21 protein-coding genes and 1 other RNA gene are annotated in these 21,166 nt (G+C 30.5%); 18 read left to right on the top strand and 4 right to left on the bottom strand.

Going from position 1 to position 21,166, the window contains the following annotated elements; all coding sequences use genetic code 11:
• The first annotated feature begins 25 nt into the window (after window positions 1–25).
• Window positions 26–1,591 carry a hypothetical protein gene (locus B5L73_RS05370; protein ID WP_085148933.1) on the top strand — a complete coding sequence of 522 codons (1,566 nt, stop codon included), beginning with the start codon at window positions 26–28 and terminating at the stop codon, window positions 1,589–1,591.
• Here the strand turns inward: B5L73_RS05370 and fumC are convergent.
• Window positions 1,579–2,967 (bottom strand): class II fumarate hydratase, encoded by a 1,389-nt coding sequence (gene fumC, locus B5L73_RS05365; RefSeq protein ID WP_085148930.1) that lies wholly within the window; start codon window positions 2,965–2,967, stop codon window positions 1,579–1,581. The genes B5L73_RS05370 and fumC overlap by 13 nt on opposite strands.
• A gap of 53 nt (window positions 2,968–3,020) precedes the next feature.
• Here fumC and B5L73_RS05360 point away from each other — a divergent pair, with 53 nt between their 5' ends.
• From B5L73_RS05360 to B5L73_RS05340, 5 genes are all read left to right on the top strand, one after another.
• A complete protein-coding gene (locus B5L73_RS05360; RefSeq protein ID WP_085148927.1) occupies window positions 3,021–3,392 on the top strand; it encodes a nucleoside triphosphate pyrophosphohydrolase family protein in 372 nt (123 codons plus the stop codon).
• 166 nt (window positions 3,393–3,558) lie between these two features.
• A complete protein-coding gene (locus B5L73_RS05355; RefSeq protein WP_085148924.1) occupies window positions 3,559–4,434 on the top strand; it encodes a hypothetical protein in 876 nt (291 codons plus the stop codon).
• Window positions 4,435–4,459: 25 nt separating this feature from the next.
• Window positions 4,460–4,780 (top strand): hypothetical protein, encoded by a 321-nt coding sequence (locus B5L73_RS05350; protein ID WP_085148921.1) that lies wholly within the window; start codon window positions 4,460–4,462, stop codon window positions 4,778–4,780.
• The gene (locus B5L73_RS05345) at window positions 4,777–5,184 is read left to right on the top strand and encodes a hypothetical protein (protein ID WP_085148917.1); all 408 of its coding nucleotides are present in this window, start codon (window positions 4,777–4,779) and stop codon (window positions 5,182–5,184) included. Before B5L73_RS05350 ends, B5L73_RS05345 begins: the two co-directional genes overlap by 4 nt.
• Complete coding sequence (locus tag B5L73_RS05340) at window positions 5,181–5,588, top strand: hypothetical protein (protein ID WP_085148915.1); 408 nt, start codon at window positions 5,181–5,183, stop codon at window positions 5,586–5,588. Before B5L73_RS05345 ends, B5L73_RS05340 begins: the two co-directional genes overlap by 4 nt.
• Window positions 5,589–5,695: 107 nt before the next feature.
• Here the strand turns inward: B5L73_RS05340 and ssrA are convergent.
• Window positions 5,696–5,996: a transfer-messenger RNA gene (gene ssrA, locus B5L73_RS05335) on the bottom strand.
• A gap of 4 nt (window positions 5,997–6,000) precedes the next feature.
• On the opposite strand from ssrA, the gene thyX reads away from it, so the two are divergent.
• The gene (gene thyX / locus B5L73_RS05330) at window positions 6,001–6,951 is read left to right on the top strand and encodes an FAD-dependent thymidylate synthase (protein ID WP_085148912.1); all 951 of its coding nucleotides are present in this window, start codon (window positions 6,001–6,003) and stop codon (window positions 6,949–6,951) included.
• Window positions 6,952–6,975: 24 nt separating this feature from the next.
• Here the strand turns inward: thyX and B5L73_RS05325 are convergent, their stop codons facing one another.
• Window positions 6,976–8,388 carry a glycosyltransferase family 39 protein gene (locus B5L73_RS05325; protein ID WP_085148909.1) on the bottom strand — a complete coding sequence of 471 codons (1,413 nt, stop codon included), beginning with the start codon at window positions 8,386–8,388 and terminating at the stop codon, window positions 6,976–6,978.
• A gap of 107 nt (window positions 8,389–8,495) precedes the next feature.
• Between B5L73_RS05325 and B5L73_RS05320 the strand changes: the two genes are divergently transcribed.
• Window positions 8,496–9,650, top strand: coding sequence for an SGNH/GDSL hydrolase family protein (locus tag B5L73_RS05320; protein ID WP_085148906.1), 1,155 nt, complete (start codon window positions 8,496–8,498; stop codon window positions 9,648–9,650).
• Window positions 9,651–9,674: 24 nt separating this feature from the next.
• Here B5L73_RS05320 and B5L73_RS05315 read toward each other — a convergent pair whose 3' ends face one another.
• Window positions 9,675–10,499: an Mrp/NBP35 family ATP-binding protein gene (locus tag B5L73_RS05315; protein ID WP_085148903.1), complete on the bottom strand. Its 825-nt coding sequence runs from the start codon at window positions 10,497–10,499 to the stop codon at window positions 9,675–9,677.
• A gap of 51 nt (window positions 10,500–10,550) precedes the next feature.
• Here B5L73_RS05315 and hflK point away from each other — a divergent pair, with 51 nt between their 5' ends.
• The 10 genes from hflK to B5L73_RS05265 all read left to right on the top strand — a co-directional run bounded on the left by hflK (window position 10,551) and on the right by B5L73_RS05265 (window position 21,164).
• Window positions 10,551–11,666, top strand: coding sequence for an FtsH protease activity modulator HflK (gene hflK, locus B5L73_RS05310; RefSeq protein ID WP_085148900.1), 1,116 nt, complete (start codon window positions 10,551–10,553; stop codon window positions 11,664–11,666).
• A gap of 1 nt (window position 11,667) precedes the next feature.
• Entirely contained in the window at window positions 11,668–12,537 is an 870-nt protein-coding gene (gene hflC / locus B5L73_RS05305; RefSeq protein ID WP_085148897.1) for a protease modulator HflC, read from the top strand.
• Between the two features lie 6 nt (window positions 12,538–12,543).
• Window positions 12,544–12,729, top strand: a complete 186-nt coding sequence (locus B5L73_RS05300; protein ID WP_085148895.1) for a DUF2065 domain-containing protein — start codon at window positions 12,544–12,546, stop codon at window positions 12,727–12,729.
• A 1-nt stretch (window position 12,730) separates the two neighbouring features.
• A complete protein-coding gene (locus B5L73_RS05295) occupies window positions 12,731–14,143 on the top strand; it encodes a Do family serine endopeptidase (RefSeq protein WP_085148892.1) in 1,413 nt (470 codons plus the stop codon).
• Between the two features lie 3 nt (window positions 14,144–14,146).
• Entirely contained in the window at window positions 14,147–15,055 is a 909-nt protein-coding gene (gene miaA, locus B5L73_RS05290) for a tRNA (adenosine(37)-N6)-dimethylallyltransferase MiaA (protein WP_157101081.1), read from the top strand.
• 53 nt (window positions 15,056–15,108) lie between these two features.
• Window positions 15,109–16,875 carry an acetolactate synthase 3 large subunit gene (locus tag B5L73_RS05285; RefSeq protein WP_085148889.1) on the top strand — a complete coding sequence of 589 codons (1,767 nt, stop codon included), beginning with the start codon at window positions 15,109–15,111 and terminating at the stop codon, window positions 16,873–16,875.
• Complete coding sequence (gene ilvN, locus B5L73_RS05280; protein WP_085148886.1) at window positions 16,875–17,423, top strand: acetolactate synthase small subunit; 549 nt, start codon at window positions 16,875–16,877, stop codon at window positions 17,421–17,423. The genes B5L73_RS05285 and ilvN overlap by 1 nt, the downstream gene beginning before the upstream one ends.
• A 20-nt stretch (window positions 17,424–17,443) precedes the next feature.
• Window positions 17,444–18,466: a ketol-acid reductoisomerase gene (gene ilvC / locus B5L73_RS05275; RefSeq protein ID WP_085148883.1), complete on the top strand. Its 1,023-nt coding sequence runs from the start codon at window positions 17,444–17,446 to the stop codon at window positions 18,464–18,466.
• An 86-nt stretch (window positions 18,467–18,552) separates the two neighbouring features.
• Entirely contained in the window at window positions 18,553–20,130 is a 1,578-nt protein-coding gene (locus B5L73_RS05270) for a 2-isopropylmalate synthase (protein ID WP_085148880.1), read from the top strand.
• Complete coding sequence (locus tag B5L73_RS05265) at window positions 20,130–21,164, top strand: rod shape-determining protein (protein WP_085148877.1); 1,035 nt, start codon at window positions 20,130–20,132, stop codon at window positions 21,162–21,164. Before B5L73_RS05270 ends, B5L73_RS05265 begins: the two co-directional genes overlap by 1 nt.
• Window positions 21,165–21,166 lie beyond the last annotated feature (2 nt).

Here is a 21,166-nt window from a genome sequence, read left to right as displayed (position 1 = left end):
AATTTAATTATAAGACAGTCAGTTTATGTTTAATTTTAATAAAAAAAAGTTTAGAAAAATATTATCACCAATTAATGGGTTATTAGATAACTTTTTTAGTAAATTTAAAAGTTCTAATAAGCACGCACCTATAAAGAAAAAATTAAATTACCTAGATAACAAGATTGAAAGTTTTTTTGATAAAATTCGAAATTTAAAGAAATACAATCAGAGCAAGAAAAAATTTTATTATCTAGATAACAAAGTAGCTATTTCTATAGCGTCTTTAGTATTACTTTTTTTTAGTTATTTTCTAATTCCAGTATTTTACAAAGATGAAAATGTTAAAACTTCTTTAATAAATCATATTTCAGACAGTTACGATATTAACATAGAATTTAATGAAAAAGTAAAATATGGATTATTTCCTAAGCCATTCTTTTATACTAAAAATTTAAATATTAAATATAATGAAAAAGTTATAGCTAATTCAGGATATGTAAAATTTTACATTTCATTTAATAATTTTTTTTTATCAGAAAATATCTCAACAAAAGATTTAGTATTTCAGGATACAGAATTTAATATTAATTCTAATAATATTGATTTTTTTCTCAAAGCTTTAAATAGTTCTGATAAAGAAAATCATTTTATTTTTAAAAGATCTAAATTTTTTTATAAAGATCAAAATGATGATCTATTGTTTCTGTCCAAAATAAATGATTTTAACTTTTTTTATGATGATGTGAATAATTTTCAAAAAGTAAAATCAACTTTCAAAGTATTTAATATTCCTTTCAAATTAGATATTTCAAGAAATGTTTTTAATGAAGATAAAAATATAAAATTATCCTCAAAAAAAATAAGATTAGATATTGAAACTTCTGTTGAATATGATGAAGACAAAATGAGTGGTTTTTTTGATATTACGACAATCAATAAAAGAAATTTATTTAGATATGAAATTAGGGATAATTCTTTAAATTTTTTCTCCTCAGATAAAGATTTTAGCGGTGAGATAAATTTTAAACCATTTTATTTTTCAACAGATTTAAATTTTAACTACATTAGTCAAAAAAAAATATTTCAAAGTGAATCTTTGCTAATTGATTTAATTGACTCAGAATTACTTAATAATCCCAATTTGAATGCATCAATAAATATTGATATTGATAAAATTGATAAATTTGAATACTTAAAAGATTTTATTTTAAAAATACATTTAGGTGATGGAAGAATCTTAATAAAAAATTTTAAAACTCAATGGAACGACTCTGTTTTAATAAAATCTAATGAAATAGAATTTTTAAATGATACGGACGGTAAGAAATTAGTTGGTGAAATTATATTTAACTTTAATGACATAGAAAAATTTTTCAGATACTTTCAAATAAAAAGAAACTATAGAGATGTTTTTAAAACAATAAGGTTAGATTTTGTGTATGATCTTACCTTAGATAAATTAAATATAAATAATTTGAGAATTGATAATAAATCTATTGAAAAAATTGATAAATTTCTAAATCAATACAATAAAAGTAAAAATGATGCTTTTAATAAAGTTACTATAAGAAATTTTATAAAAAAATTCTTTCTAGTTTATGCAGGATAAATCATTTTTTTAGGGTCAATAATTCTATTGTAATCTTTTTCACTTATAAGTTTAGATTTTAGTGCTTCATGTTTTAGTGTCGTTTTATTTTTAAGTGCTAGCTTGGCAATTTTAGCTGAGTTGTCATAACCAATATGTGGCGCGAGTGCAGTTACCAACATTAAGGAATTGTCTAAATATTCTTTAATTTTAGTTTTATCAGCTTTTAATCCTCTAACACAATAAAGTGAAAAATTTTTAATACTGTCAGATAAAAGACTAATTGATTGTAAAATGTTATGCGCAATTAAAGGCTTGAATACATTTAACTCAAAATGACCATGTGATCCTGCCATTGTTATACCGTTATGGTTGCCTATCACTTTTACACATACCATGGTAACAGCTTCTGATTGAGTGGGGTTAACTTTTCCCGGCATTATTGATGAACCTGGTTCATTTGCAGGTAAAATCAATTCTCCATAACCTGCCCTTGGACCAGAACCAAGAAATCTAATATCATTAGCAATTTTCATTAAGCTAACTGCAGTAGTATTTAAAGTGCCTGAGAAGTTAACGATTTCGTCATGTGCTGCTAAGGCTGCAAATTTATTTTTTGTAGGTTTGAATGGAAGTTTTGTAATTTTTCTTATTTCATTAATTACCTTTTTGTCGAAATTTTTTTTACTATTTATTCCAGTTCCTACAGCAGTACCTCCTTGCGCGAGTGAATAAATTTCTTTTAAAGCCATGCTAATTCTAAAAATACAGTCATTGACTTGCGATTGATAACCTGAAAATTCTTGACCTAGAGAAAGTGGTGTGGCATCCTGTAAATGAGTTCTTCCTACTTTAATGATATTCTTAAAATTTGATATTTTTTTTTTAAGCTCTTGGTCTAGCAACTTAAGAGAGGGTAATAATTTATTTTTTGTTTCTATTGCTATAGCAATATGCATTGCAGTTGGAAAAACATCATTCGTGGATTGAGATTTATTTACGTGATCATTTGGATGAACAGGTTTTTTAGAACCTTTTTTCCCTCCTAATTTTTCAATAGCTCTATTAGCAATAACTTCATTAACATTCATATTAGTTTGGGTTCCAGATCCGGTTTGCCAAACTTTAAGTGGAAAGTGCTCATCAAGTTTTCCAATGATGACTTCATTAGAGGCTGCAATTATCGCATTAGAAATTTTTTTGGGAAGTTGTTTTTCTTTAAAATGTACTATTGCTGCTGCTTTTTTTATAATTGCTATAGATTTTATTAAAATTGGTCGAACTAAAAAATCTCCAATATCGAAATATTTTTTTGATCTTTGTGTAGAGGCACCCCAATATTTATCATTAGGAACATTTATAGATCCAATACTGTCAAATTCTTTACGAAATTTCATTGATACTTTACCTACATTTATATATTAAAAAATAGATAACTAACAGGAGCAAAATGACAAATTTTGAAAAAGTAGGCGTTTTCATGAAAACTTTTGGCCAGAACGTAAAACAGAGTTCATCATTTAGTAGTGAAAAGATCAATGCATTAAGAGTAAGTCTTATTAAAGAGGAACTCAATGAATTAATAGAAGCAATGAATAAAAAAGATTTAGTCGAAGTAGCTGATGCACTAACAGATATTCTTTATGTAACATATGGTGCAGGACATGCATTTGGTATAAATCTCGATGATTGTTTTGAAGAAGTTCAAAATTCAAATATGAGTAAATTAGATAAAGATGGTAAACCCATTTATAATGACAAAGGTAAAGTTATGAAGGGTCCTAATTATTTTAAGCCAGATTTAAGAAAATTTATTAAATAGTTTAGGGGCGTTCTGTTGCCAGGTGCCCCGAACTTTGTAACATTATTCGTGAACAATTAGTGCAAAAGTTGTTAATTAGAGCTTTCAACTGCGCCCAGATTGCGGTCAAAATCGAAGTGCGGCCAAGCAGATTGAGTCTATCTTCAGGATTTGATAATCTTAGATTGTGAAATCTTGGATTAAAAATAAACTCAATACAGTTTCAGTTGCACTTTCTGGATTATTAGCTGTACCATATGGAAAACAATTAGAAAAGTTTGTTTCTAATATAATTGATGAAACACCAACTCTATACGATAAAGCTATAGATAAAAATTATAACGATACTGGAATAGGCTCTTATCTACATAGATTATTTGATGACAGTCATTCTCCAATAAAAATGTGGGAGAAGGTTAGAGAAACTCTCCCTGATGACTCTAATTTAGAAGAATTAAAAAATTATTTTATTTCAATGGCAAAAGATCTTCAAACCCCGATGGGTATACCTTTGCATAATATAGAAAATATGGAAGCCTACAATTCATTAGTATCTAAAATAAGTAGTACTTTTTTTATTAAAACAAAATGGCTATATGATTTTCAAAGCGTCGATGTTTTAGAAGTATTATCATCAACAATAGGTGTTGTTGCATTATTTTTTGGCTGGAAAAAAAAAGATAAAGAAGAATTCGCTGAACTTTGTGCATCATTAGGATTAGCGGGTGCAGTAGGGGCTAATCCTTTTCTTTTAATTATTGCACTCATTGCACTAGCCAAATCATACACTCAAAATAAAAATAAAAATAAGTTTAAGAGAGGATCTTTAAGAGGATTTGTTGGTATGGGATCTTTTATAATGACCGCAAGTCTTTTTTCTAGTCCATTATTAGGTATTATAATTGGTTTAGTGGTGGCAATAATTTTAAAGAAAAAAATGAAAGAAATGAATTTTAGTGAAATATATGAATGGTTTAAAGAAAATATTAAGAAGTATGCTGAAACTATTTCAAACGCTACAGGTATAAAGTATCTTTATAATAAAATTAAAAATTTCGCTTAAGTGAAAATATAGTTAAGAGGTTTAGATGTTTTTTATAGGAATGATTGTTGGAATGCACGTTGGATACACCATAAGAGTTATTATGAGATCTGATAACCCAGCTTTGTATGATGATCATAAAGGGATTAAAAAGATGTTATCGACGCTAACGTTCCCAGCTTGGATTTCAATATTTGTCTGGGGTTTTGCTAATTTGCCCTGGTATGTTGTTATAATATGGTTTTTAGTTTGTGCGTTATTAATAACACCAATAGTTTTTAAAAAATTTCCACTAGAAAGAATTTTTTATTATAAAGCACATTCGGAGGGCTTATTGTTATTATTAGGAGTTTTAGTTTGGATATGAAATTAAAAGACGACAAACATAAAGTCTTAAATTCAATAATAATGGATATTGAAAAACAAAAGCACATAATTGATAGAACCTTTGCATTTATTCAAAGTACCTTAATTTCACTTGAAGCTAGTGAGAAGTTAGAAGGGGAAGAGAAAGACTATTTAATAAAAGATTTGAGAGAAAAGCTTAATGAAAAAGAAAAGGCAACAGCAACACTCACATATCTCAAATATAAAAAGATGAGAGATGAAATGCAGAAACTAAAAATGAACGGTGGTCCCGATGATTATTTAGAAAATCTTGAAAAGATTAAAAAAGAGGCTGGAATAGATAATTTATATAAAAGCTATGAAGATAAAAAGTCTTTAGAACGTATTAAAAAACATCCAGAAGAAATAATTAAATTAAAATGAATTTTAAAAAAATTATTTATTCCAAACTGAATTCAAGACAAAAAGAGAACTATAACTATCAAAAGGTATCATCCGTTCTTGCTGACTATGGCTTCCAAACTATTAAACTTTCTGATGATTGGAAGGGAGCAGACTTTTTAGCACAACATACTGACGGCAAAACTTTATTAAAAATTCAACTTAAGTCTAGATTAACTTTAGATAAGAGGTATTTAGATAAGGGCATTCATATATGTTTTAGACAAGGTAGTTATATGTACCTTTATGATCACGATGAATTGATAAAAGTCTTTAACGGAAAGGGTGGTGATCAATCTAAAAGCTGGAGAGAAAAAGGTATTTATAATTGGCCAAAAATTCCTCAATCTTATAATAAACATCTTTCAAAATTTTTAATTAAATGAAAAAACTTTTAATGCGCCCGTAGTTGAAGTTGAACTGCGGTACAACTGCGGTCAAACCACAACTCTTTATTTATTTTCGTTGATATGTTTTGCTAAACACGGATAAGAAAGGGGCGTTCTGTTGCCAGGTGCCCCAAGACCCCGTTTACCTAATTAACAAAGTTAATTAAGCAGCAAGTGCGTAACTTTCGTTAGCAATTATAAATTAGCCCGTTACGGAGGAACAATTCCGAACGAAAGAATAGCCTTTAGTCACTCGTCGAATCTAGTTCACCCCCATAAGTTGTAAATGGTGGAGGTGGTGGGTACTGCCCCCACGTCCGCAATGGTTATTACGAAATTCGTTTATCGTCATAGTTGGAAATCCAACATTATTAATATAAAAGGAAATTCAAGAGATTCAATAACATTCATGAAATTAACTAAAGAACAACAAGAAGATATAAAAAATCAGCAATCACAAAGCAATTTAACAAAAAGAGTTACTTCACCTGAATTAGAAAAAATTCTTTACGAAGCATTGCCTGCTCTTGACCATGGTTTTGTAAGAGTTGTTGATTATATGGGAGATGATACTTCAATTGTTCAATCAGCTAGAGTTTCTTATGGCAAAGGAACAAAACAAGTTTCTACTGATGCAGGTTTAATAAAATATTTAATGCGTCACTGGCATAGCACCCCATTCGAGATGTGTGAAATTAAATATCATATTAAGCTACCAATTTTTATCGCTCGTCAATGGATTAGACATAGAACTGCAAATGTAAATGAATATTCTGCAAGGTATTCAATTTTAGATAAAGAATTTTACTTACCATCAAAAGAAAATCTTGCAGCTCAATCGACATCTAATAGACAGGGAAGAGGAGACGTCTTGGAAGGGGAACAAGCTAATGAAGTTTTAGAACTTTTAAAAAATGATGCTGAAAGAACATATGCAAATTATGAAACAATGCTCAATGAAAGATACGATGGATCTACGATTGATGAAAATAAAAAGGGATTGGCGAGAGAGCTTGCAAGAATGAACTTAACTTTAAATACATACACCCAATGGTATTGGAAAACAGATTTGTTAAATCTTATGAATTTTTTAAGACTAAGAGCAGACCACCACGCACAATATGAAATTAGAGTTTATGCCGATATAATGTTGGATACATTGAAAAAATGGGTTCCAATAACTTATGAGGCCTTTATGGATTATAGAGTTGGGGGCACTGAAGTTTCAGCAAAAGGAAAAATTATTATTCAGAAACTTATCAAGGGTGAAAAAATTTCTATGGAAGATTCTGGCTTATCTAAGAGAGAATGGAGTGAATTAATGGAAGCTTTTGATATCAAAGATAAATCTTTAATATAATCTGAGTTTAAGGTTAAACGATTATTACCTTAACTTTTTTAAAAAATAATCTACACCATAAGTAAAAAGAAAGCCCAAATAAACAAAACTTGGCAAATAATATCTTGTATTACCATGCCATGATATTGTTACATAAAAATAAAGATAAGATAAAATTATAAAAGAAAGTAAATAATATTCTTTTTTATTAATTAAATTAATAACACCCAACAGACAAAGTAAGTAAATAATTAATGTATAGGCCATTCTATACGGAATAAATTTTTTATGATCTTCGGATCCATAATAAATTTCTCCTGATCTAAATTTATGGTCAGAATATATATGTAATGGATTAAGTAAAAGAGTATGAAAGGAACCATTAATAACTGCATAAATAAATTCTAAAGGATAATCTAACAAATAATCTAAACTTCTATTACGAATATAGTCATCAAATTTTATTTTATCTTTTTCTTTATAAATACTATTTCTATAATTTTTCCAGGTCTTTTTACTTTTTAATAAGTTAGAACTTGCATCGTATTTGATATTTTTTTGTTTTAACCAATTTTTCGCATACTCACCTTCAATTAAATCAAATTTTTCTCTAGATATATTTAATTTTTTTGTCATTACCTTTCTAACCAATTTGTTATGTATTTCCATCTTTGCATCACCTGAGATTAAGTAAAATTTTTCTGATCTTTGTAAGTTATTGAACCCCAATATTGAGAGTATTAAAGCAAAACCAATTAATAAAAATACTAATTTTATAAAAATTCTTCTCTTTTCATAAAATATTAAAAAAATTGACACTGGTATAATATAAAAAATACCAGGTTGTTTTTGCAAACTCATTAAACCAAGCACTAATCCAATACTTAAAAATTTAACAATTGTTTGATTTTTACTTAATATTAGACCGGCCAATAGTATTTGAAATGAAAAAAAATAAGTTTCACTCCAAAAAGTACCATGGTACTGAAATAAAGTTGGTTCAAAACAAAAAAAAGCAATAATAAAATAAATTATTCTTTTTTCAAAAATCTCTTTGGTTAATAAATAAAAAAAAATTAGACAAAGAAAATATATTAAGCTTTGAATTATTAAATAATAAAAATGAATATTAGTATTTATTTTTTTAGTATTTTCATTTTCAAAAAGATTAACGTCAAGAATATAATAGTATAAAGCAGCGATTCTCGCAGGAAGATATTTCGTATAATGTTCTCTTCCTGTTTCAAAAAAATTTTTTCCATTTTTTAAGTCATTCTTAATCTCAGATCCATGAGATAAGTAAAGATAAGTGTCATATTTAATCATTTGATGGTAATTATTACCATTAGCATCAATTAAATTTTTATCATATTTATTAAGATTATTTATTGAAAAAAAAACAGATAAAAAAAATCCAAAAAATATTAAAATTAAAACTTTGATATGATTTTTTATCATTTTAAAATTATAAATAATTTTAATATATACATTCTTAAATTTTTTGAAATACAATTGAATATTTGTATTAATTTTTTTAAATTATGATTATAGTGTGTTGTTAATTGATGAGAGTTTTGCAAAATATAATAAATGTATTTTTTTCAATACTGGTATTTTTTATTCTTTTTAACATCATTTTGGCTTTAGTTTGGGAAATAAGGACCACATATAAACTTAAAAATCTAAAACCATACTCAGACGAAGTTTTAAAAATTTTAGATTTAAATGAAGAGGAGGGACTTTCTTTATATTTAGAAACATGGATAAATCGAAAATATGAGTATGATCAATTTGTTGAATGGAGGGAACAAGAGACCCCATCGCAACAATTCGTTAATGTTTCTGATGAATTTGGGAGAAAGGTAGAGGGAAATGATAATTGTGAAAAAAGCTTTTACTTTTATGGTGGAAGCACAACTTTTGGTTATAATGTAACTGATTATCAAACAATTCCATCTTATTTTAAAAAGATAATTGATCTGAATTATTCAGATAAAAATTATTGTGTTTATAATTTTGGTAGAGCTGGTTTTGCATCCCCTTGGGAAAATATTCTTTTTCAAAAGCATTTATCCAATAAAAAAATCAATCAAGGTGATTTCATTTTTTTCATTGATGGAATAAATGAAAGAGGTAATGCTGATGGCATAAATTCGAAGTTTTTTTATGAGTCCCAAAAAACTTTGACAAGAAAATATTGGGATATTTACAAACCAACAATGAGTTTATTTTTTCAATCTATTCCAATGATGCAGCTTGTTACAAGAATCCAACAAAAGAATAGAACACCAGAAATCTTTAATTGTAATGACAATGAGTTAGTAGCAAGTATAAATTATGAATTTCAGTGTCACTCGATTAAAAATGTTCAACAGGTTCTTCAACACAATGTAAACATAAGAAAAGCTATATGTGAAGATCAAAATTTAAATTGTTATACTTTTATTCAGCCATTTTCACTCGTTCATGGAAAATATTTTGAAAAATATGAAAAATCTGAAGCCATAGAAACAGGAAGAATAAAGGATTATGAAAGTTTTAAGTTTAGACAAAAAAGAATTTTTGACGAATTAATAAAAACACAAAATGTTATAGATATCAGTGTATCTCTGAACAATGCGACTGAGCTATCGTATGTCGATAGAAGTCACTATTCTCCTCAGGCATCACAAGCAATTTCTGAATATATTTATAGTGTAGTAAAAAAAGATATTAAATAATTTAGCTGAATTTTTTAGTTTAGATCAAGTAAAACTTGATTTGATTTTTTCAGCTAGATTTAAATAAATTTTTGAAATTTCATGATTAGGATTACACTCAACTATTGGTATACCTAAATCACCTTGTTTCCCGATCTCAGGATTGATTGGAATTTCTCCTAAAAAATCTTTTTTAAATTCTTTAGCTGTTTTTTCTACACCTCCTTGACCAAAAATCGCATATTTTTTTTCATCATCTCCAACAAAGTAGCTCATATTGTCTACCAAGCCCAAAACTTTTACTCCGAGTTTATCAAACATTTTTATTCCTCTTTTTACGTCTAATAGAGCAACCTCTTGTGGCGTCGAAACTATAATTGCACCATCCATCTTAATCTCTTGGGAAAAAGTAAGTTGGGTATCTCCAGTTCCAGGAGGCATATCAACAATTATAAAATCTAAATCTTTCCAATTCACTTTTTGTGTAAACGTTCTAATTGCACTGGTCACCATTGGACCTCTCCAGATCATTGGTGTTTGTTGATCAGCTAAGAAACCAATAGACATACACTGAACATCATACTTGTTTATAGGTTTTAATTTTTGTCCATCACTTTTTGGTTTTTCATCAATTCCCAACATTTTTGGGATAGATGGGCCGTAAATATCTGCATCTAATAACCCGACTTTACATCCAATTGTTTTAAGAGCTAAAGCTAAGTTTGTTGCAAAAGTGGATTTTCCAACACCACCTTTCGCACTAGAAATTGCAATTGTAAACTTAGTTCCTCTAATTGGATTTTTCTCAGGCAATTTTCTACCCAATTTAGCTCTCATTGCGTCACTTAATTCTGGTTTTTCCTTTGGCATAGGTAGATCTTAACTTGTTTTTCAGCATAAAGACATTATATAGATTGCCATATGTCAGATGACTTTAAGCAAAGTGGAGGAAGTCCTTGGGGAACACCCCCAGGAGGAAGTGGTGGTGGAAGTGGCAATGGCTCAGGTCGAGGTCCAACTCCCCCAGATATTGATAAAATTATCAGAGAGTTTCAGGAAAAAATAAAGAAATTTTTACCTGGTGGAAGCTCCTCAGGAGGTAAACAAGCAGTTTTAGTTTTAATTATTTTAGGATTTGTTTGGTTAGCTAGTGGACTTTATAGAGTTTTACCAGATGAACAGGGCGTAGTTCTAAGATTTGGAAAATTTGTAAAAACAACTCAACCTGGATTAAATTATCATATACCTTTCCCAGTAGAATCCGTTCTCACACCGAAGGTTACAAAAGTTAATAGAATTGATATTGGTTTTAGATCTGAAAGAGATAGTGGGTTTACATCTCAAGGAGGAGTTGCAGATGTTCCTCAAGAAAGCTTAATGTTAACTGGAGACGAGAATATTGTTAATATAGATTTTTCTGTTTTTTGGGTTATTAAAGATGCTGGCAACTTTTTATTTAAGATTCAAGATCCAGAGGGGACAGTTAAAGCAGCAGCCGAGACTGCAATGAGAGAGGTGATTGCAAGATCTGATATTCAACCAATTCTAACTGAAGGTAGATCAGTCATAGAGACAGACACGCAAGAAATTATTCAAAAGATTTTAGATGAATACACTAGTGGTATTCAAATTACACAAGTACAGACTCAAAAAGCAGACCCACCTGATCAAGTGATTGATGCATTTAGAGATGTACAGGCTGCAAGAGCTGACATGGAGAGATCAAAAAATGAGGCTGAAGCGTATGCAAATGATGTAATACCAAGAGCACGAGGAGAAGCTCAAAAAATTTTACAAGCTGCAGAAGCTTATAAAAAAGAAGTCGTAGCAAAAGCTGAGGGTGAAGCGAGTAGATTCTTAGCAATTTATAATGAATACAAAAATGCAAAATCTGTGACACAAGAAAGAATGTATTTGGAGACAATGGAAAAAGTTTTAGCTGATATTGATAAAGTTATAATTGAAAAAAATGCAGGTTCAGGTGTTGTGCCCTACTTACCATTACCTGAATTGCAAAAAAAGAAGGTGACAAATTAATATGAACGCTGGAAAAGTTACCGCTGGTATTATAGTTGTTTTAGGTGCGATTGCATTTTTTTCGATTTTCATAGTTAAAGAAATTAATCAGGCAATCGTTCTACAATTTGGTGATCCAAAAAGAATAATTTTAAAACCTGGATTAAATTTTAAGCTACCTTTTATCCAAAACGTTGTATTTTTAGATAAAAGAATTCTTAATCTAGATACACCCCCAGAAGAGGTAATTGCATCTGATCAAAAGAGATTAATAGTCGATGCTTTTGCAAGATTCCAAATAGTTGATCCCCTAAAGTTTTATATTTCAGTTGGGAACGAGAGAGTTGCAAGATCAAGATTAGCTACAATTATAAATTCTAGAATCAGAAACGTTCTTGGACAACAAGAACTTCAAACACTTCTTTCAGAAGATAGAACAAAACAAATGGCTTTAATTCAAGAAGGTGTAAATAATGAAGCAGAAAATTTTGGAATAAAAATAGTTGATGTTAGAATTAAAAGAGCGGATCTTCCCCAAGCTAACAGTGATGCAATTTTTAGAAGAATGCAAACTGAGAGGGAGAGAGAAGCCAAAGAATTTAGAGCAAGAGGTGCAGAAATGGCAGTTACAATTACATCAACTGCTGACAAAGAAGTTACAGTAATTTTAGCTGACGCGCAGAAGAAATCTGAAATCATGAAAGGTGAAGGTGATGGTGAGAGAAATAAAATTTTTGCCAATGCATTTGGCCAAGATCCAGAATTCTTTGCATTTTATAGAGCAATGCAAGCTTATGAAAAAGCTTTAATAGGTGGAGAGACATCTTTAATTCTTTCTCCAGACAGTGAATTCTTTAAATTCTTTGGGAACATAAAACCACAAACAGAGTAAAATTTAATGAAAGAATTGATCATAGCATTTGGTCTGTTCTTATTTATTGAGGGAATTCTTTATGCCTTATTTCCATCAAAAATGAAGAATATGTTAAAGAAGCTTGAGTTAATAAAAGATAGCCAATTACGTGCTGGTGGATTAATTTTTGCTTTAATAGGGTTTATAATTATTTATTACGCAAAAAGTTAGAATGATAAAAATAAAAGCAATATTTCTCTCTTTATTATTAATATTTAATTTTTCATCGATATCTAATTCTCAAAATATTCCTAATTCGTTTGCAGATTTGGCTGAAAAATTAATACCATCTGTAGTTAATATTTCGACAACGCAAACCGTTGTTGAAAGGAGCAATCCTTTCCCAAATTTTCAATTTCCCCCGGGATCGCCATTTGGTGATATGTTTAAAGAATTTGGAACACCTCAAGAAAGACAATCGTCTGCACTGGGTTCAGGATTTATAATCGATGAGGAAGGAATAGTAGTAACTAATAATCATGTAATTGAAGGAGCAGAAGATATTGTTGTTCAAGTAAATGGTGAAAAAAAGTTTAATGCAAAGGTTATTGGCGCAGATCCTCTCTCAGATATCGCTGTTTTAAAAATTGAGTCAAAAGAAAAATTTTTGCCTGTAAGATTTGGTGACTCTGATAAAGCAAGAATAGGCGATTGGGTTATAGCTATTGGTAATCCATTTGGGTTAGGTGGAACAGTTACCTCAGGAATAATTTCTGCAAGAAATCGATCAATTGGATTATCAAGGTATGAAGATTATATTCAAACAGATGCCTCAATCAACTCTGGAAACTCTGGTGGACCTTTGTTTGATATGAATGGTGATGTGATTGGAATTAATACAGCTATTCTTGGTAGAAGTGGAAATGTTGGAATAGGTTTTTCGATACCATCAAATAGTGCAAAGATTGTAATTGACCAATTAATTGAATTTGGTGAAACAAAAAGAGGATGGCTTGGTGTTAGAATTCAAGATGTAACAAAAGAAATTGCAGAGGTTGAAAAATTAGATGAACCAAGAGGAGCTCTTGTAGCAAGTGTTGCACCAAACAGTCCATCTGAAAAAGCTGGGGTTAAAAGTGGAGACATTATATTAGAATTTAATGGTGAAAAAATAGAGCAAATGAAAGAATTGCCTATAATAGTAGCAAGAACTGAAGTTGGAAAAAAAGTAAAAGTCAAAATTTGGAGAAACAAAAAAGAAATTACAAAAACAATTACACTTGGAAGACTTGAGACGTCAGAAGATTTTAAAATTTCAGAAAAAAAAGAAGAATTACCAAAGGAAACTTTAATTGAAAATCTCAAAATAAAAGTAAGAAAACTCTCTGATCAAGATATTAAAACAAGAAACCTACCCAACCAAACTAATGGTTTAGTGATTACAAGTATTGAAAAAAACAGTCCTTTAACTGGTTCAATAGAAGTAAATAGCATCATTTTAGAAGCTCAAAAGAAAAAGATAAGAACTGTCCAGGATTTAAATCAAGCACTAAAGCAAGTTTTGAATAGTAATCAGAAGACTATCTTGCTTGTGATATATAATAGCCAAAATCAGAAAAGATATATAGGTGTTAAATTAGACTAGTTTATGGATTTAAAATCCAAAATTATTTTAATTTATGGACCTACCGCATCTGGAAAATCTAAATTTGCAATTAAACTAGCAAAAAAAATTTCAGGTCAGATCATAAATGCTGATAGCATGCAAGTTTACAAAGAGTTAAAGGTTTTAACAGCAAGACCCTTTAAAAAAGATTATCAAAATATCAAACATCATTTATATGGATTTCAAAATGCCAAAAAAAATTTTTCTACAGGAGATTGGCTTAAATTGGCAAAACAAAAAATTTCGCAATGTAAAAAAATAAAAAAAACACCAATATTTGTTGGAGGCACTGGTCTATATTTTAAAGCTCTAACAGAGGGCTTAGTAAATATTCCTAAAATTCCTAACAATTTTAGAAACAAAATAAGGAATTTACACAAAAGAATAGGACAAAAAAAATTTTTTCAAAAGCTACTTCAAATAGATCCTTTAATTAAAGATAAAATTAATTCTTTAGATTCACAAAGATCTATAAGAGCATATGAAATTAAATCTTTTACAAAAAAATCTATGATTAGCTGGTTTAAAAACACTAAGTCAGATTACAGTCATAATGACTTTTTTAAAATTTGTATCGATTTTCCAAGGAAAGATTTAATAGAGAGAATAAATCAGAGATCTGAAAATATGATTAAACTAGGTGCAATTTCAGAAGTTAAAAAATTTATCAAATTGAGAGTTCCAAAAAATAAAAGCCTCAGTAAAGCAATTGGAATTAGTGAGATTAAGCAATATCTTCAAGAAAAAATCCAAAGAGAACAATTAATCGATAAAATATCAATAAAGACTAGGCAATATGCCAAAAGACAGAGCACCTGGGCTCGAGGACATATGAAAGATTGGAACAAAGTTAATCCAGTTGGTTTGGATAAGCTATTAAAAAAAATTTAGATATTCTCTACTTAGTCTTGACCAATTAGCACAACTTCAGCTAGATTGCTTGAATGTCTAAATTATATACTGGAGCTGAAATTGTGTTTAAATGCCTTGAAGATCAAGAGGTTGAATATATTTTTGGTTATCCAGGTGGTGCAGTTTTACCAATTTATGATGAACTTAAAAATCATTCATCGATTAAACATATACTTGTGAGACATGAGCAAGGAGCTGGTCATGCAGCAGAAGGTTATGCAAGATCATCAGGCAAGCCTGGAGTAGTTTTAGTAACATCCGGACCAGGTGCCACTAATGTTGTTACAGCATTAACAGATGCATATATGGACTCAGTTCCTTTAGTTTGTATTTCTGGTCAAGTACCCACGCACTTAATTGGAACAGATGCATTTCAAGAGTGTGATACGACAGGAATTACAAGACCCTGTACGAAACATAATTGGTTAGTTAAAGATATTAAAGATTTATCAAAAGTTATGCATGAGGCTTTCAAAGTTGCAACAACAGGAAGACCTGGACCCGTATTGATTGATATTCCTAAAGATATCCAGTTTGCAAAAAATAATTATGTAAAATTAAAAAAAGAAAAAAAATTTAACGGAAAAATACATAATAAATTTTCTGAAAAAGAAATTGATCAACTAATTGATTTAATTTCAAAAGCAAAAAAACCAGTTGTTTATACGGGGGGTGGAGTAATAAATTCAGGTCCTCAAGCAAGTGAAACTTTAAAAGAATTTGTAAGATTAATTGGATTTCCAATTACATCAACTCTACAAGGTCTAGGTGCATTTCCAGGAGATGATAATCAATTTATTGGAATGTTAGGCATGCATGGAACTTATGAAGCTAACAACGCAATGCATGACTGTGATTTGCTAATTAACATTGGCGCAAGATTTGATGATAGAATAACTGGTAAGATCGATGAGTTTTCACCAAAATCGAAAAAAGTTCATATCGATATTGATCCATCCTCAATTAATAAAATTATAAAAGTAGATCTTGCAATAGTTGGAGATGTTAATGAAGTAATAAAGTCAGCGATTAAGAAAATAAACAAAAAACAAAATGGATTGAAAGACTCGAATAAACAAAAAATTTCGAAATGGTGGGAACAAATTCAAAAATGGAGAACGAAAAATTCTCTGGGTTTTATTAATAGTGATAAGGAGATCAAACCTCAACATGCTGTAAAAAGATTATATGAATTAACAAAAAATCAAGATACTTTTATTACAACTGAGGTGGGTCAGCATCAAATGTGGGCTGCTCAACATTATAAATTTAATAAACCTAATAGATGGATGACATCAGGAGGTCTTGGAACCATGGGGTATGGTCTTCCAGCTGCAGTAGGTGTTCAAATTGCTCATCCAGATAAACTTGTAATCGATATTGCTGGTGAAGCATCCGTATTAATGACAATGCAAGAAATGTCTACAGCTGTTCAATATAATTTGCCTATAAAGATATTCATTTTAAATAATCAATACATGGGAATGGTTAGACAATGGCAAGAACTTCTACACGAAAAAAACTACTCAGAGAGTTATTCTGAAGCTTTACCTGATTTTGTAAAATTAGCAGAGGCTTATGGCTGTAAAGGTATTAAAGCTGATAACCCTCAAGAATTAGATGATAAAATTCAGGAGATGATTGATTACAAAGGTCCAGTAATATTTGATTGTCATGTAGATCCTAACGAAAATTGTTTTCCTATGATACCATCTGGAAAGCCTCATAACCAGATGATATTAGGTCCAAATGATAAAGAGGAAAATAAAATTACTGGAAAAGGAAAATCATTAGTTTAATGCCTTCTCCAAAGTCAGCATACAGTATACCAACAAAAAAAGGTAAATTAGATACACATATATTTGTTGTTTGGGTTGATAATGAAGCTGGTGTTTTAGCAAGAGTAGTTGGTTTATTTTCAGGAAGAGGTTACAACATTGAGTCTTTGGCTGTTGCAGAAGTTGATGCAACTAAAAATATTTCAAGAATTACAATAGTAACGACAGGAACACCACAAGTTATCGATCAAATAAAACTTCAGCTTAAAAAACTAGTTCCAGTTCATAAAGTTGCAGATTTTAAAAGAGAGGATAAAAAAGTTATCTTTAAAGAGATGGCATTGCTTAAGATCGTTGCTCAGAAAAAAAAGATAGAAAAGTGTTTAAAGGAATGTAAAAAATTCAATCCAGTAGTTTTAGATAAAACAAATAAATCAGTGGTAGTTCAAATAACTGCTTTAAGAAGAGAAATTGATAAAATGAGTAAAAAATTAAAGCCCTACGGTCTTACAAGCACTTCAAGGACTGGGGCGATAGCAATGACCAGAGGTGCTGAAACATTTAAATAAATTTATAAAGGAGAAAAAAAATGAAAATGTTCTACGAAAAAGACGCTGACGTAAATTTAATTAAAGATAAAAAAGTTGCAATCTTTGGTTATGGTAGTCAAGGCCATGCTCATGCTCTTAACTTAAAAGATAGTGGAGTAAAAGAAGTGGTCGTTGCTTTAAGAGATGGTTCAGCAAGTAAAGCAAAAGCTGAATCAAAAGGCTTAAAAGTAATGAACTTATCAGATGCAGCAGAATGGGCTGACGTTTGTATGATTTTAACTCCTGATGAACTTCAAGCAACAATATATAAAAATCATATCGAACAAAGAATAAAAGAGGGCACAAGTTTAGCTTTTGCCCACGGTTTAAATATTCATTATGACTTGATCAAAGCTAGAAAAGATTTAGATGTATTTATGGTTGCTCCTAAAGGACCCGGACACCTTGTAAGAAGTGAATTTGAAAAAGGGGGTGGAGTTCCATGTTTGATGGCAGTTCACCAAGACGGTACAGGTAAAGCAAGAGATTTAGCTCTATCATATGCATCAGCTATTGGAGGTGGAAGATCTGGAATTATTGAAACCACTTTCAAAGATGAATGTGAAACAGATTTATTCGGTGAACAAACAGTTCTTTGTGGAGGTCTTGTAGAGTTGATTAAAAATGGTTACGAGACATTAGTTGAGGCTGGATATGAACCTGAGATGGCATATTTCGAGTGCTTACATGAGGTGAAATTAATTGTTGATCTTATTTATGAAGGTGGGATTGCTAATATGAATTATTCAATTTCAAATACAGCAGAGTATGGTGAGTATGTTTCAGGTCCTAGAATAATAAATAAAGAGGAAACCAAGAAAAGAATGAAAGAAGTACTCGAGGATATTCAATCTGGGAAGTTTACTAAACAATGGATGGATGAGTGTAAAAATGGTCAAAAGAATTTTCTTAAAACCAGAGAGGAATTAGCAAAACACTCGATAGAAACTGTTGGTACAAAACTAAGAGCTATGATGCCTTGGATTGGTAAGAAGAAATTAGTAGATAGCGATAAGAAGTAAATATTGATCCAATTTGGGTAAAAATAACTATTTTATTTTGCAATCTAAACGATAGGTTGTATATTTCGATCACCAAAAATATTTATATGGCTGAGAAAGATAAAGTATTTATTTTCGACACAACTATGAGAGATGGTGAACAATCACCAGGGGCTTCTATGAGTGTTGAGGAAAAAATTCAGATATCAAGAGTTTTTGATGAAATGGGAATTGATATAATTGAGGCTGGTTTTCCAATATCATCACCGGGTGACTTCGAGGCCGTAAGCGCAATAAGCAAAAGTGTAAAAAATTCAATTCCTTGTGGTTTAGCGAGGGCCACAAAAAAAGATATAGACGCTTGTCACGAGTCTTTAAAATTTGCAAAAAGATTTCGTATACACACATTCATTTCAACAAGCCCAGTTCATATGAAACACAAACTTAATATGACAGATGAACAAGTTTTAGGTGCTATAAAAGAAAGTGTTACTTATGCTAAAAAATTTACAGATGATGTCGAGTGGTCATGTGAGGATGGCACAAGAACAAACTTAGAATTTATGTATAAAACAATAGAGCTTGCTATTAAATGTGGTGCAACAACAATTAATATTCCTGATACCGTTGGTTATTCAATACCTGAAGAATTCGCAAAAACTATAACATCAATAAAAAACAATGTACCAAATATTGATAAGGCTATTATTTCTGCGCACTGTCATAATGATTTAGGCTTAGCGGTTGCTAATGCTTTGTCAGGTTTATCAGCTGGAGTTAGACAAATTGAGTGTACTATAAATGGAATAGGTGAAAGAGCGGGAAATGCAGCACTTGAAGAAATTGTAATGGCGATAAAAACACGAGATGACTTATTACCTTATGAAACAGGAATTAAAACTGAATTAATAAGCAAAGCATCTAAAATTGTATCAAATGCAACAGGTTTTCCAGTTCAATTTAATAAAGCCATTGTCGGAAAGAATGCTTTTGCTCATGAGTCAGGAATTCACCAGGATGGTATGTTAAAGAATAGAGAGACATACGAAATAATGACACCAGAAAGTGTTGGTGTAAAAAAAACATCTTTAGTAATGGGAAAACATTCTGGACGTCATGCCTTTAAAGATAAATTAAGTGATTTAGGTTATGCCGATGTAACAGATGATGTTGTGCAAGCAGCTTTCGGTAAATTTAAAATTTTAGCTGATAAGAAAAAACATATCTATGATGAAGATATTGTTGCATTAGTTGATGATAGTTTAATTATAGATAATAAGATAAATGCAATCAACTTAAAATCGTTAAAAGTATTTGCTGGAACTGGAGAGCCTCAAAGGGCTGACATGACTTTAGATGTTTTTGGAGAGGTTAAAAAGACTTCTCAAACTGGCGACGGTCCAGTTGATGCAATATTTAAATGTATTAAAGAACTTTATCCTCATGATGTAAAACTATCTCTTTACCAAGTCCATGCAGTTACAGAAGGAACTGATGCACAAGCTACAGTAAGTGTAAAGATAGAGGAAAATGACAGAACTACAGTGGGTCAGTCAGCTGACACAGATACTTTAGTAGCATCAGCAAATGCGTATTTAAATGCTTTAAACAAAATGCTTATTAAGAGAGAGAAAAAATCTCTTTATAAAAACATCGAACCGAAAAAATTGAAGGAGAGTATATAATGGGAATATTTGATAGTGTTAAAAAAATATGGAGCCAAGACATGGCAATCGATCTTGGAACTGCAAATACATTAGTTGTAGTTAAAGGACAGGGAGTAGTTCTAAACGAGCCATCTGTAGTGGCGATTGTTGAACAAACAGGAAAAAAACAAGTTTTAGCTGTAGGTGATGAGGCAAAAACGATGTTAGGAAGAACACCTGGAAACATTAGTGCAATTCGACCTTTAAGAGATGGGGTTATCGCCGATTTTATAGTTACTGAGGAAATGATTAAACACTTCATTAAAAAAGTTCATAAAGGTAGAACATTTGCCAACCCAAGAATATTAATTTGTGTGCCCACTGGATCTACTCCAGTTGAAAGAAAAGCAATTCAAGACAGTGCTTTGGCGGCAGGCGCTAGAAGAGTTCAATTAATTGAAGAGCCTATAGCTGCAGCAATTGGAGCAGGTTTACCAATATCAGAAGCAACAGGATCAATGGTTGTTGATATTGGCGGTGGGACAAGTGAGATTGCTGTTATGTCATTAGGAGGTTTAGTTTATTCAAAATCTCTAAGAGTTGCAGGTGATGCTATGGACGGAGCTCTAGTTAATTATATGAGAAAAGAATATAATCTTATGATAGGAGATAGCACAGCTGAAAAAATTAAAAAAGAAATTGGTACCGCTATTCCATCAAATAATAACACTTATGCTGTTAAAGGAAGAGATTTAAGATCAGGAACTCCAAAAGAGGTAAATATCACGGAAGAGGATACTGCTGAAGCTTTAGATGGTATTTTAAGAGAAATGGTAAATGGTATTAAAGATGCCCTTGAAGCTACACCACCAGAGTTATCCGCTGACCTCGTTGATATGGGTCTTACTTTGACAGGGGGTGGAGCTTTATTGAAAAATATAGATAGAAGATTTTCAAAAGAGACAGGATTACCAGTACATATTGCGGAAGACCCTCTATCGTGTGTTGCAATTGGAACTGGTAAAGCTTTGGATCAAGAACAAACATTCTCTACGATGCTGACTGAATATTAAGA

The organism is Candidatus Pelagibacter sp. RS39, from assembly GCF_002101315.1.
Taxonomy (GTDB): Bacteria; Pseudomonadota; Alphaproteobacteria; order Pelagibacterales; family Pelagibacteraceae; genus Pelagibacter.
Note: the sequence above shows the minus strand (reverse complement) of the source record. Positions and strands in the feature narration are given on the sequence as shown.

Excerpts from the sequence above, each read along its gene's own strand:
- B5L73_RS05370 (WP_085148933.1), top strand. The coding sequence starts at position 26 with ATGTTTAATTTTAATAAAAAAAAGTTTAGAAAAATATTATCACCAATT.
- fumC (WP_085148930.1), bottom strand. The coding sequence starts at position 2,967 with ATGAAATTTCGTAAAGAATTTGACAGTATTGGATCTATAAATGTTCCT.
- B5L73_RS05360 (WP_085148927.1), top strand. The coding sequence starts at position 3,021 with ATGACAAATTTTGAAAAAGTAGGCGTTTTCATGAAAACTTTTGGCCAG.
- B5L73_RS05350 (WP_085148921.1), top strand. The coding sequence starts at position 4,460 with ATGTTTTTTATAGGAATGATTGTTGGAATGCACGTTGGATACACCATA.
- B5L73_RS05345 (WP_085148917.1), top strand. The coding sequence starts at position 4,777 with ATGAAATTAAAAGACGACAAACATAAAGTCTTAAATTCAATAATAATG.
- B5L73_RS05340 (WP_085148915.1), top strand. The coding sequence starts at position 5,181 with ATGAATTTTAAAAAAATTATTTATTCCAAACTGAATTCAAGACAAAAA.
- thyX (WP_085148912.1), top strand. The coding sequence starts at position 6,001 with ATGAAATTAACTAAAGAACAACAAGAAGATATAAAAAATCAGCAATCA.
- B5L73_RS05325 (WP_085148909.1), bottom strand. The coding sequence starts at position 8,388 with ATGATAAAAAATCATATCAAAGTTTTAATTTTAATATTTTTTGGATTT.
- B5L73_RS05320 (WP_085148906.1), top strand. The coding sequence starts at position 8,496 with ATGAGAGTTTTGCAAAATATAATAAATGTATTTTTTTCAATACTGGTA.
- B5L73_RS05315 (WP_085148903.1), bottom strand. The coding sequence starts at position 10,499 with ATGCCAAAGGAAAAACCAGAATTAAGTGACGCAATGAGAGCTAAATTG.
- hflK (WP_085148900.1), top strand. The coding sequence starts at position 10,551 with ATGTCAGATGACTTTAAGCAAAGTGGAGGAAGTCCTTGGGGAACACCC.
- hflC (WP_085148897.1), top strand. The coding sequence starts at position 11,668 with ATGAACGCTGGAAAAGTTACCGCTGGTATTATAGTTGTTTTAGGTGCG.
- B5L73_RS05300 (WP_085148895.1), top strand. The coding sequence starts at position 12,544 with ATGAAAGAATTGATCATAGCATTTGGTCTGTTCTTATTTATTGAGGGA.
- B5L73_RS05295 (WP_085148892.1), top strand. The coding sequence starts at position 12,731 with ATGATAAAAATAAAAGCAATATTTCTCTCTTTATTATTAATATTTAAT.
- miaA (WP_157101081.1), top strand. The coding sequence starts at position 14,147 with ATGGATTTAAAATCCAAAATTATTTTAATTTATGGACCTACCGCATCT.
- B5L73_RS05285 (WP_085148889.1), top strand. The coding sequence starts at position 15,109 with ATGTCTAAATTATATACTGGAGCTGAAATTGTGTTTAAATGCCTTGAA.
- ilvN (WP_085148886.1), top strand. The coding sequence starts at position 16,875 with ATGCCTTCTCCAAAGTCAGCATACAGTATACCAACAAAAAAAGGTAAA.
- ilvC (WP_085148883.1), top strand. The coding sequence starts at position 17,444 with ATGAAAATGTTCTACGAAAAAGACGCTGACGTAAATTTAATTAAAGAT.
- B5L73_RS05270 (WP_085148880.1), top strand. The coding sequence starts at position 18,553 with ATGGCTGAGAAAGATAAAGTATTTATTTTCGACACAACTATGAGAGAT.
- B5L73_RS05265 (WP_085148877.1), top strand. The coding sequence starts at position 20,130 with ATGGGAATATTTGATAGTGTTAAAAAAATATGGAGCCAAGACATGGCA.